Consider the following 12,638-nt stretch of genomic DNA (forward strand, 5'->3'; position numbering starts at 1 on the left):
CTCATTGGTGGGTTGTTTTATGCATATTCCTGTTCGGTTATACCCGGGCTTACACGCCTTTCTGATCTTCCTTTTCTACAGGCTATGCAATCCATTAATAGAGCGATTTTAAATCCTTTATTTTTTGTTTCTTTTATGGGTACATTGATCTTATTGCCCGTCAGCGTTTGGTTTTTTAAAGAACAGGGTACCATTTTTTATATACTTCTGGCTACTGCATTACTTTATTTCGGAGGCGTTTTTCTGGTAACGGTAATTGGAAATGTACCGTTAAATGATTTGCTTGATGGTGCAGATTTAACTAAATTGGATGATGAAGGATTAACCGCATTACGCCATAAATTTGAACCAGATTGGAACCTGTTTCATCGTATCAGGACTATTGCTTCGTTTATTTGTATTTTGCTGGTGGCCTACGCAGCAATATTGAGTAGAAATACTTAAGAGATTCGTCGCCCAGACTCGTTGTATCTACTTAATTGCGGAGTAATAACTGATGGAAACGGAGCTGAACTACTGTCCAGACTCCGAATCTATTAACGCTCTCGATCACTAATATATAGCGTTTTTTATGCTCCTGGTTATTCTTTACTGTTCATTTTTATCTCTTGCAAGGTGTTCATTCTTATAAAATTGCCAACATTTTTTTCGACCGGTTAAAAGAGATCGGCCATGTATCTGCGCTATTGCCTGAAGCTATTTCATAATATGTTTTTGCCTTTTTTTGATCACCATTAATCAGTTTAACATACGCATTCAATTCGAAAATAAAATTCTTCAATTTATGATCTATATCTTTTTCTGCAGTTAAATAATCAAAAATTTCTCCAGCGCCATTTATCCGTTTATCATTGATGTTTTCTATTTTGAATCCACCAGGCAATACAAACCAATATTGCCAAATCCCGCCATTGGCATGTTGATTATAACTGTCTTTAACCAGTTGAATGCCCACTTCCAATAGTATACCATTAAGGGTGCTGTCTTTTTTAACGGTATTTTTACCTAGCTCGAAATAGCGGTTTAATGTAGGTTGTAATCCTTTGGTGCCAATTTCATCTAAAATCATTTCTTTACGATACATGGCTTTGTCGCTTATCAAAAACTGTTCGTAGGCAAAACTGGTAGGGAACCTATCGCTTAACTTCTCTAACCTGTAACCCTTGGCCAGTTCTTCTTTTAAATCGATTACCCATGGATGTTCGAAATCGTGAAAATTGTAAACGGTAATGAGTTTACGCTTAAGATCGTAAATGTTGGAATAAATGGTTGATAATTTTCCTTCCTGGCGGGTACGACTTAAAATATCGCGGAAAAAAGGAACATTTAAGACTTCAGCTTTTTTTAAGGCCTCATCCGAAATATCGTATCGTCTGCACGAATAGTTTTTGGTTGCTAGTTTGCTGATATCGAAATTGGTGTTGATCTGATATGCACCCGATTTAGTTAATTTTGTTCCGGCATTGATGATGACCGAATTTCCGAGTGCATCGGCGATTAATACCTGGGCGCTTATCGCATAGTCATATTTCTCCAGAAAAACCATTGCTTCTTTTACCGTTTTACATTTCCCTAATATTTCAAAAAAAAAGTCTCCCTGGTAAATGTTTTTCGGGTGGAACTGAGCAGGGTCTATATTTTGCGCTGTAAAATCATAAAATAGTCCATATTCATTCATGGCCGCTTGTGCTTGCAGGTCTGGCAGTCCGAAACATACCGATCCATAGCGGTCAGCCGTTTTTGGGTTGAACCATACCCTTGCAAAACCCATATAATCATCCTCATTGGCTGCTGAATATACCTCGCCTTTTAGCGCATACGAAATGACGGTACAGGCATAAATATTTTGAGATAGCAGGGAACAAACCATCAGTGCAAATAATAGTAACTTCTTCATTTTTGTGTTTTACAGCTCCAATGGCGAACACTGTGCCAAGAGATAATACGGTCGTTTGGATGGTCTGTGCGTGATTTTTTAGCAATAAGTATTTAAATATGTTCGTAAGTGAACGCTTTTCGTTCGGTAATGAACATATAGGCTCAGGGTTAAAAATTCTTTTAAATCTACGGTCTTTTCTGTGTGATCAGCGGGCAAAAATGCGATAGGTTTTCCCGCAGATTTAAAAAGATAAACGCAGCTGTTTTGGGTTGATAACAATTTTTTCGAGAAAGATCTCCCCGTTACGGTCGAGATGACAGCCGCGTAGGTGATCTGTGTATCCGTGGCTAACCATTAAACTGAAAAAAGTTCTTCATTACGTTCGCTGAAAAGCTTCTTAAAAATGACGACATTTTTTATAAACGCTGATTTATAGGTCATTAAAGCACATGCCTTTAAAACTATACCATTTGTCAATGGTGACGCAGTGAAGAATCTCTGGAATGAAACACAATCCTAAAGAATTACTTAATAAACATGTAATTTCTATAGTAAAAGATTCTTCACTGCGTTCAGAATGACAATAATCATAAAATAAGGTTACGTTATTTCTTCAACAGCGTATCAATCTCGGTATTAAATTCCTTTACAAATTCATCGTAAAACTTTGCGGTTGCGGGGCCATTAAAACCGGTGTGGATCTGTGCTACATTACCTTGTTTATCAATGATAATCGTGGTTGGGAAAGATAAAAACGAATCTAATGCTGGTAATGATTCAGATACTACTTGTTTATCGGCTGTGCCTGCCAATACCTGATCGTATTCAATGCCAAAACGCTCACGAAAACGGTTCATTACTTTTTTTGCATATTCAGGCTCAGTTGAGCGTTCATAATGTAAAGCAATAATTTCTACACCACGTTTTTTGTTTGCTTTGTACCAGGGTGCAATAAAAGTGGCTTCATCTACACAGTTTGGGCACCAGCTTCCGGTAATGGTTAAAATCACAACCTTATTTTTGTACTTCTCATCTTTCAACGAAATCTTTTTACCATTTACATCAGGGAAACTGAAATCGAGAGTTTTGTAGCCTGTTTTCAGGTAAGTAAGTTTGTAAGGATCGGGAAGGGCTGCATTTTTATTTTTGGTTCCGGTAAAAGGCTGACTTCCCCTTGCACCTAAAATTTCGCCTGTTAAAGTGCCATCAGACTGAAAGGTGCCTTTGTAATAAGCAGGAGAGGAGCCGATGAAACTCGAAAGCTGAAATTCATTTCCCTCTACTACACCTTCAAGGTAACGCGAATCGCCGGTTACACGTAAAAAAGTACCGGTAAGTTTGTTACCCGTTTGTTTAAATAAACCCACGGTTTTTTCGTCCTTACCATTTGGCGATTTGAAAACTACATCGTAACTGCCGGAGTAATCTGCTGCGGCCGGTTTGTTTGTTGTTTCGAAACGGTAATTTTTCCGCTCAGCCACAATAGTTAATGGTCTGCCTGCTTTATCCTGTTTTCTTAAAGTGCCGGTTAAATGATCACCCTCAATGGCAAAAGCCAATTCGTTATCAAACTGATCCAATTTTACAAAAAGTGAATCTGCTGTCTGTTTGACCAGGCCGCCTTCAAATCTTTCTTCCGCATTACGGAAATATAATTTCTGTTGTCCGCTTTTTTCGTTGATTTCGAAGTTAAAAGGGATCTCCAAACCTTCTTTTACTTTGGCAATGCCACGCCAGGTACCCAGCGCAACAAATGCCCTCGGCTTTATTTTATGAAGTTTTACCACTTGATTTGCTAAAGTAGTATTTTGTTGTGCAAAGGTTAAGGAGGTTGATATGGCCAGTGCGGCTGTTAATAAGGATTTTATGTTCATCGGGGTGTGTTTTAATCGACTAAATTGGTCGACAAATATAGCGACGAAATAACCAAAGAAAAAATATTTCAATAAAAATCTATAAAAACTATAGGATAAATGGAATAAGTTATACCTTTGCCCCAGTTATTTTAAAATACTTATCAAGAAAGGCGGAGGGAATGGCCCTGTGAAGCCTTAGCAACCATCTAATATTTAGAAATGGTGCTAATTCCATCCCGGATGAATCCGGGGTAGTTAAGTCAGTTGTTTGCATAATCCTTATCAAAAATATATGGAGCACTTCTGATTTAAGGGGTGCTTTTTTTTTGTCCCGATGCAATCCTGATAAGTAAATATGTTTTATAGAAAATCATTCAAATGAAAAAAACAGACGAGCTAAAATCCAATGATGCAAACCTTAGGGCATATTTCCGAATGCGCATGCCCTGTTAAGGTAACCTTACTTTAACAGGCTTTCTGATCTAACCATTCCTTTTATTTTTTGAATAAACACGGTTTTAACCGTGCAGGAATCGTTTTGCCCAAATTATTTATCCCTTATCTAATCATTAATTACACACATGTTTAAAAATTTTAAATCAATAGCGTTTATCCTGCTGCTTTTTATTACGCAGCAACTATCCGCTCAAAATGCCACGGTTACCGGAACGGTGAAAGCGGCAGATGGTGAAACACTACCCGGTGTTTCCATTTTCATTAAAGAAACCAAACAAACTACCATTTCTGATGCTAAGGGTAGCTTTTCTATCAATGCGCCTGATCAAAGCACCTTGGTATTTTCTTATATTGGTTTCAAAACCCAGGAAATAAAGGTCAGCAAAAATGGCCCGATCTCAGTTGTGCTGCAATCCAGCGATAATGCCCTTGATGAAGTGGTAGTTACTGCTTTGGGTATTACCAGACAGAAAAAATCGCTTGGTTATGCCGTTCAGGAGTTAAAAGGGCAGGATTTGGCCGAAGCAAAAGAATCAAACCTGGTAAATGCACTGGCCGGAAAAATTGCCGGTGTAAGGGTAACCAATAGCCAGGGGAGTATGGGTTCATCACGTGTGGTGATCAGGGGCGAAACCTCGATTGCAGGAAACAACCAGCCATTATTTGTGGTTGATGGAATTCCGGTTGATAATTCGCAGCTAAATTCTGCAGGTGCCAGGGATTATGCCAATACGATTTCGGATATCAATCCGGAGGATATCGAATCAATGAGTGTATTAAAAGGACCAAACGCAGCTGCATTATATGGCTCGAGGGCAGCAGCGGGTGTAATCCTGATTAAAACCAAAACAGGTAAATCGAAAAAAGGATTGGGCATTGCCATTAATTCGAACGCGGTTTTAGAAACTTTACTTACCCTGCCAGTTTATCAAAATGCTTTTGGGCAAGGCTCGGAAGGACAGTTTAGTTATGTAGATGGCGCAGGTAAAGGGATAAATGATGGGGTAGATGAAAGCTGGGGACCAAAACTGGATGGCAGACTGATCCCTCAATTTTATTCGAAAGGTGTAGCCGTTCCATTTGTTGCGCATCCTGATAACGTACGTGATTTCTTTCAAACAGGCTATTCTTTAAATAATGGGGTATCTGTTGCTGATGCCGGTGAAAAATACGATTACCGCATCTCATACAATAACCTGAAACAAGTGGGAATTGTACCTAACTCTGGTCAGGGGAAAAACTCATTTGTATTAAATACCACCTTAAAAATTACACCGAAATTAAGTTTAATTGCAAACGCAAATTACAGCAAACTTAATTCTGATAACTTGCCTGGCACAGGTGGCTCACGCTCAACCAGTACCATGTTACAGTTTACCTGGTTTGGCCGTCAGGTGGATATTAACCAGTTAAAAAACTATTTAGATGAAAATGGAAAAACGTTTAACTGGAACAACAGCTATTATAGCAATCCATATTGGGTAGCATACGAAAACACCGTTTCGCAAAACCGTAGCCGCATTATCGGTAGTTTAGCCCTTAATTATAAAATTATCGACGGACTTGATTTTAATTTCAGGTCAGGAACAGATTATTATAACGACAGGCGTAAGGTGAGGATTGCCTATGGCACCAGTGGAACGCCTTTTGGTTCTTATACCGAAAGTGCCTTTACCGTAAGCGAAAACAATACCGACGCCACCTTAAACTTTAACAAACAGTTAAATAATGATTTTAGCTTAGAATTATTAGGTGGTGGTAATATCCGCAGGTCGTCTATCGAGCAAAACGACCAAAGCGCACCAAAACTGGCCATTGCCGGACTTTATACACTTAAAAACTCCCGCGATCCGCTTATCTCATCAAACAATTTATCGAGATTGAAATCTTACAGTGTTTATGCGTCTGGTCAGATCGGATTTAGAAACTATCTTTTTGCCAACATCACGGCACGTAACGATTGGTCATCAACTTTGCCTGCACAAAACAGATCTTATTTTTATCCTTCATTTAACGGAAGTTTTGTAGCTACTGAAGCCTTAGACATTAAAAGCGAGGTGCTAGATTATTTAAAAATCCGTGGAGGTTGGTCTAAAGTGGGTAAAGATGCCGATCCTTACCGTTTAATTAATACTTATTCTTTTAGCGCACCATTTAAAGGTAATCCTCAGCTTACTACAGGCTCTATTGATCTTAAACCGGACCTTAAACCCGAAACAACCACTTCAACAGAATTAGGTGTTGAGGCTGTTTTCTTTAGCAAAAGGCTACGGTTTGATTTAAGTGCATATAATACCAATAGTTATAACCAGATTTTAGCAGCAGATGTAAGTCAGAGTACCGGCTTTAGTTCGAAATTGCTTAATGCCGGCAAAATAAACAATAAAGGTATAGAGGCACAATTGGGTATTACACCTATTAAAAAAGCTTTTACCTGGGATGTTGATTTCAATTTCGCAGCAAACAGGAGCAGGGTAATTGAGCTGGATGCCGAGAAATTTTTAACCAATTATGTTGTGGCTTCTAACTCAGCACAGGTGATTGCAACAGTAGGCCAACCTTATGGTTCGTTATTCGGAACTGCTTTCTTAAGAGATGGGAATGGGAATATCATTGTAAATTCTACAGGAGCACCTGCAACCAATCCAACCAAACAGGTATTGGGTAAATATACACCCGATTGGATTGGTGGGGTATACAATACATTTAGTTATAAAGGAATCAGTTTAGGGGTATTGGTTGATGCCAGCATTGGTGGTTCTATTTATAATGGTACTTATGCTACCGGAACATATACAGGCGTTTTAGCCTCTACACTTCCCGGAAGAGCAGCAGAATATGGTGGTATTTCTTATTATTATCCAGGAAATGATAAAAAGAATGGAACAGTTAGGGTTAGCGGAACTGCTCCGGCAGGTGTAACGGTTTATGATGATGGGATGATATTTGATGGCGTAACTGCCGATGGCAAACGCAATGAAAAAATATTGCCTGCACAACAGTATTACAAATCTTTCAGAACCATTGATGAAGCCAATATATTCGATGCTTCTTATGTTAAACTCCGTGAGGTGAAGTTAAGCTATAACTTCCCCGCGAAATGGCTTCGTCCTTTAAATCTTCAAGGCGTTTCAGTATCGCTTGTTGGCCGTAACTTATGGATTATTCACCGCAATACCGTAGATATTGATCCTGAAGTGGCTTTTAATACCGGTAACGGACAAGGTTTAGAGAGTCTTTCTAATCCGAGTACCCGCAGTTACGGCATTAACCTGAATGTTAAATTTTAAATATTTCCATCATGAAAAATAATAAACTATATATACTGGCCATTTTAGCCATTGCATTTTCATCCTGCAATAAAGAACTGGATGAAGTAAACATTAATCCTAATGCACCAGAAATTCCGGTACCCGATTATTTACTTACCGGAACAACAAAAGCGACTGTAGACAGCTATTGGGGCGTAACCAACAACATGAATTCGAGCCTGCTTTTTGCGCAGCAATGGGCTAAAGTACAATACACCGAAGAAGACCGTTTTATTTATTCGAACAGCAGTTTTACCTCCTTGTGGTCAACTGCTTATGCGCAAAGTATACCTGGCTACAATAAAATTATTGAACTCGGCGATGCGCAGGGCAATTCAGTTTATAAAGGTGTTGCCTTGGTATTAAGATCGTGGACATTTTTGTTACTAACAGATGCTTATGGCGATATTCCTTATACACAGGCCGGAAAAATTAAACAATTTATTACACCTGTTTATGATAAACAGAAAGATGTTTACTATGGTATTTTAGAAGATTTAAAATCGGCATTAACGGCGTTAAACTTAAAGTCGGGCAATGGAATTGCAGGTGATGTTATCTATAATGGAAATACCGAAAGTTGGAAAAAATTCGCCAATTCGCTACGTCTTCGTATTGCTTTACGTATAGCAGATAAAGATCCGGTCAAAGCCAAACAGGTAATTGACGAGATAAAGGCTGAAGGCGGGCTATACATCAGTTCTAATTCGGAAAATGCAAAACTTGATTACGATGTTTCTCCTCAGCAAAATCCGGTAGCAGCTTCATTCGAAACCCGAAACGATTACCGGATCAGTAAAACCATTATTGATAGGCTTAAAGCGCTAAATGATGAAAGATTACCCATTTATGCAAGTAAAACAGAAAATAAACCAAATGACTATGTAGGTATTCCAAATGGTTCCACAAACTCTGAAGCGAGTGCAATCGGTTTGGTAAATTCTTCAAAACCTGGTGCTTATTTTCTTGATCCAAAGGCACCTGCTGTAATGTTAAGTTATGCAGAAGTACTTTTTGATAGGGCAGAAGCGGCAGCACGCGGCTTTACCACCGAAAATGCAGAAAATTTATACAAACAGGCTATTACAGCGTCTTATGCGCAATATGGCTTGACTGATCTTAACAGTAATATCAGTGTTTATCTGAATAGCGCTGCAGTACAATATGATGCTGCGAATTATAAAAAATCAATTGGGGAGCAAAAATGGATCGCCTTGTTCGGTCAGGGATTAGAAGCCTGGACAGAGCAGCGCAGGTTGGATTACCCACAGTTAACTGCATCTGTAAATACCGTGCTTAACGGTAAAATTCCGGTACGCTTTATTTATCCGGGTACCGAGCAATCGTTAAACGGACAGAATTATAAAAATGCAGTAAGCAGTCAGGGGGCAGATTTATTAACCACTAAACTTTGGTTTGATGCTTTTTAGTCCAGTGGTGTTAGATGTTACCACCTGACACTAACTGGGGCATTACATGTTACCATCTGACATTTAAACAAAAAACGTCCCGATTTTACATCGGGACGTTTTTTTACTAATCAGAGAAACAGATATTTCGCCTCTTCAGGCTCCTTATTTCTACAAGGTATTCATCTCGCTAAATCTTCAGCGGCATTGCTTGCCCTGGTTTTCAGGTCTTCTGCATAACCTTTGGCTTTATCTGCCCATTGCGGAGCACGATCCAATAAATCGTCTACAATAGATTGTCCGGTAACCGGATCTTTCTTGGTGATATATTTTACGCCTGCATATACTGCTGCGCCAATAATTGCTGTTTTTAAAATTCCCATGTTCTTGTCTTTTTTAGTTAAACATTTTAAGATCGTTAAAAGTTTTAGATGATTTACTATTGCAAATGTTACAAATGTTCGCGTTGGGAGTTTTTTGCAATACCAGATGCATGGAAAAATACCGCTAAGAATCCTTCGACTACACTACCATTAACAAATTTTAAAATCGGTCGTCATTCTCGCGCATGCGTGAATCTTAATGCAATCTGTAAACCCTACCAAGGCATTCTGAGCACTACATGGTTCTCAGTCAGGTTAGGAATGAGGGTGCCGCAATCTACCCCTCGCATTTCAGTTGATGAGACAGCAACGCATAAAATCTGTGATTATCTGTGCGCATCTGTGGTAAAATTATAATGCATTAGGGTGTTTGTGCAGACACAGACTACGGAATAAGAACGCTTGAACTTATAGGCCTTAAAATTTCTTATATGCAAAATAAATCTGAGGCAGATGGTAACACGTCTCCACTATGGAACCTGAGTCTCCATGGCCACTATTATATGAGGGACACCGACCGATAGCATCTGTGCACAGCTATGGTTAATTAGAAGCACACATAGATTTCAGTCAGGGTTACACCAACGATAGACATATAAAGTCGAAATAACGATCATTCTTAAATTTTTACCAATAATCTCTATTAAATTTATATATTTCGGGCAAATTAACCTCTAGTAAATCGATTAAACCAAATATTGTTGCATGAATAAGGAAAAGCTGTTCAATGAAATCAAAGATTTGAGCATCATAAATTCTTTCTCGAAACACGAACAGCTTGTACAAGGAATCATCAATGGTTTAAATCACAAACTGATTGCCAAGGGCGATATGCTGCCTTCGGTAAATGAAATGATGCGGGAAACCGGTTTTGCCAAAGAAACCATTGGTAAAGCCTATAAAGAGCTAATTAACAGGGGTATTCTGGAGTCGAAAAACAGGATGGGCTATTTTGTAGCTACCGATGATACCGAACAACACCTTAAAGTATGCCTGCTTATTTATGCTTTCGATACCTTTCAGGAAACTTTTTACCAGAACTTCCGCGATCATTTGGGCGAGAATATTCAGGTTGACGTATATTTTCACCACAACAATTTCAGTGTTTTCGAATCCATCATCAACAGCAATAAAGGCCAGTATGGTTTATATGTAATTGCACCGATAGAAAGTGATGCGGCTAAAGCAGTATTAGAACAATTACCAAAAGAGAAATTATTGATTGTAGATCGTTATGTAAAGCTAAAAGGCGATTATTCTTACATTGTGCAGGAGTTTGAAAAAGCCTCATATAATGCGTTTTTAGCCCTTGCACCAAGAATAAAAGAATTTTCGGAGTTTGTTTTCTTCTTTAAACCATCTTCTGCTGAGCCGAATGAAGTGTTGATTTCTTTTAAGCGTTTTGTAAAAGAATTTAATATCAACGGGGTAATTAAAAACAGTTATGAGGCCGGCAGCATCGCACCCGACAAAGTATATTTTACCATACACAACCTCGAACTCTGGGAAATGCTGAAAGATACCAAGGTAAAAGGATTAAAAGTGGGAAAAGATTTAGGCATTCTCTCACATAACGATGATAACGTTAAAGAAATTATCTTTGATGGAATTACTACCTTTTCGATAGATTTTGCGCACATGGGCCGTTTAGCCGCCGAGTTTGTATTGAGCCTGAAACCCATTAAACAGGTAATGGAAAATAAACTGATCAGAAGAAATTCACTTTAACACCATCGCGTGGGAACAACGGCCATTATTAGTTTTATTCTTTTCACGGTTCTGGCCGCGGTTATTTCTTATTTCAAAACCAGGAAAACACAGCGGTCTACCATCAGTGGTTTTTTCTTTGCCAACCGCACCAATGGTTTTATCATTATTGGTGCCTCGCTGTTTTTTAGCAACATTAGTGCTAACCAGTTTATAGGCGAAAACGAATCGGTTTACATCAATAACATGTCGGTAATCGGGTGGGGCATATCTTCTATTCTTGCCATGATTATTGTCTCCGAGTTTTTTATCCCCATTTATTTTAAAACCGGAATCCGCACCATTCCCGATTTTTTGGAGAAACGATACGACAAACAAACGAAAACCCTGGTTTCAGTGGTATTTCTTTTCAGTTATATCATTAACCTGCTTCCATCGGTATTATATGGCGGCGCAGTGGCTTTTAGTAACCTGATTGATCTTTCGGGTTTCCATCTTTCTTACTGGGAAAGCATTTGGGTTTTTGTATGGATTATGGGGTTGATTGGTTCAGTTTATACCATTTTGGGTGGTTTTAAGGCCATTACCATCTCCGATACCGTGTTAAGTGCAGGCATGTTGATTTTAATTATTGGCCTTCCTTATTATGGTTTGCGTTATTTGGGGCATGGCGATTTCTTTGGCGGACTGGCGACTGTACTTTCTACCAAAAAAGAACACCTCAACTCCATCGGCAGTAGTCACGATGCTGTTCCTTTTTCAACGCTTTTTACGGGTATGTTAATTGTAAACCTCTATTACTGGGGAATGGAGCAATACATTATTCAGCAGGTATTGGCGGCCAAAAGTTTAGAAGAAGGTCAAAAAGGCATTGCGTTAACCTGTTTTGCCAAATTACTTTGCCCCTTGCTGATCAATATCCCCGGCTTAATCGCTGTGCACCTGTACCCGGTTTTAACCAATACCAACCAGGTTTTTCCTTTGCTGATTAAAGATGTATTGCCGCCACTTTTAATGGGATTATCGGCCTGCGTGCTCTTTGGAGCGGCCATCACCACCTTTAATGCCGGACTAAACAGTTCGAGCACTTTGTTTCTCCTCAATTTATACAAACCTTTTATGGAGAAAAAAGGGAAAGTATTATCCGATAAAAGTTTATTGCGGACGGGGCGCTTGTTTCAGATTTCGGTATCGCTGTTTGCCATGGTTTTTGCTCCCTTCATCATTTTTTCGAAACATGGCTTTTACGAATACCTGCAAAAAATAAGCGCTATTTTTAGTCTTCCTATTTTTACCATCATCTTTATTGGCTTTATTACCAAAAAAATGCCATCTATAGCCGCTAAAATCGGAATGCTTTTCTTTATTTCCTGTTATGTATTGAGTGAATGGGTACTTTCTATCCACCTGCATTATCTGCATACGCTGGCCATCATCTTTATCATTACTGTTGTACTGATGTTGATCATTTCAAAATTATATCCTAAACAAACCCCTTATTATCTCGTGCTGGATAATAAAATTGAAATTATTCCCTGGAAGAATAGACACTACTATCACGTTGTATTGATTTCACTAATGGCGCTTGTCTTTTTTATTTTCTCCTCTTATATACTTGCTTAGTCCTGTATTTCAGT

At 38.8% G+C, this 12,638-nt stretch carries 8 protein-coding genes and 1 riboswitch; of the genes, 5 read left to right on the forward strand and 3 right to left on the reverse strand.

Annotated features, from left to right (window positions below):
- Positions 1–444 (forward strand): DUF1772 domain-containing protein (locus R2R28_RS22755; RefSeq protein ID WP_316827952.1); only part of this gene is annotated, 444 nt, incomplete at its 5' end.
- A gap of 181 nt (positions 445–625) precedes the next feature.
- On the opposite strand, the gene R2R28_RS22760 is transcribed toward R2R28_RS22755, so the two are convergent.
- Positions 626–1,897, reverse strand: a complete 1,272-nt coding sequence (locus R2R28_RS22760) for a hypothetical protein (RefSeq protein ID WP_316827953.1) — start codon at positions 1,895–1,897, stop codon at positions 626–628.
- A gap of 587 nt (positions 1,898–2,484) precedes the next feature.
- A complete protein-coding gene (locus R2R28_RS22765; protein ID WP_316827954.1) occupies positions 2,485–3,753 on the reverse strand; it encodes a TlpA disulfide reductase family protein in 1,269 nt (422 codons plus the stop codon).
- A gap of 137 nt (positions 3,754–3,890) precedes the next feature.
- Positions 3,891–3,997, forward strand: a riboswitch (SAM riboswitch).
- 319 nt (positions 3,998–4,316) lie between these two features.
- Between R2R28_RS22765 and R2R28_RS22770 the strand changes: the two genes are divergently transcribed.
- Together R2R28_RS22770 and R2R28_RS22775 are read left to right on the forward strand one after the other, a co-directional pair.
- On the forward strand, positions 4,317–7,481 hold the full coding sequence (locus tag R2R28_RS22770) for a SusC/RagA family TonB-linked outer membrane protein (RefSeq protein WP_316827955.1): 3,165 nt from the start codon (positions 4,317–4,319) through the stop codon (positions 7,479–7,481).
- Positions 7,482–7,492: 11 nt separating this feature from the next.
- Positions 7,493–8,932 carry a SusD/RagB family nutrient-binding outer membrane lipoprotein gene (locus R2R28_RS22775; RefSeq protein WP_316827956.1) on the forward strand — a complete coding sequence of 480 codons (1,440 nt, stop codon included), beginning with the start codon at positions 7,493–7,495 and terminating at the stop codon, positions 8,930–8,932.
- Positions 8,933–9,093: 161 nt separating this feature from the next.
- On the opposite strand, the gene R2R28_RS22780 is transcribed toward R2R28_RS22775, so the two are convergent.
- Complete coding sequence (locus R2R28_RS22780) at positions 9,094–9,294, reverse strand: YtxH domain-containing protein (RefSeq protein ID WP_316827957.1); 201 nt, start codon at positions 9,292–9,294, stop codon at positions 9,094–9,096.
- 705 nt (positions 9,295–9,999) lie between these two features.
- Here R2R28_RS22780 and R2R28_RS22785 point away from each other — a divergent pair.
- Together R2R28_RS22785 and R2R28_RS22790 are read left to right on the forward strand one after the other, a co-directional pair.
- Complete coding sequence (locus R2R28_RS22785; protein ID WP_316827958.1) at positions 10,000–11,022, forward strand: GntR family transcriptional regulator; 1,023 nt, start codon at positions 10,000–10,002, stop codon at positions 11,020–11,022.
- Positions 11,023–11,031: 9 nt separating this feature from the next.
- Positions 11,032–12,624, forward strand: coding sequence for a solute:sodium symporter family transporter (locus tag R2R28_RS22790; protein WP_316827959.1), 1,593 nt, complete (start codon positions 11,032–11,034; stop codon positions 12,622–12,624).
- Positions 12,625–12,638: the final 14 nt, after the last annotated feature.

This window comes from Pedobacter miscanthi, from assembly GCF_032678605.1.
Lineage (GTDB): Bacteria > Bacteroidota > Bacteroidia > Sphingobacteriales > Sphingobacteriaceae > Pedobacter > Pedobacter miscanthi_A.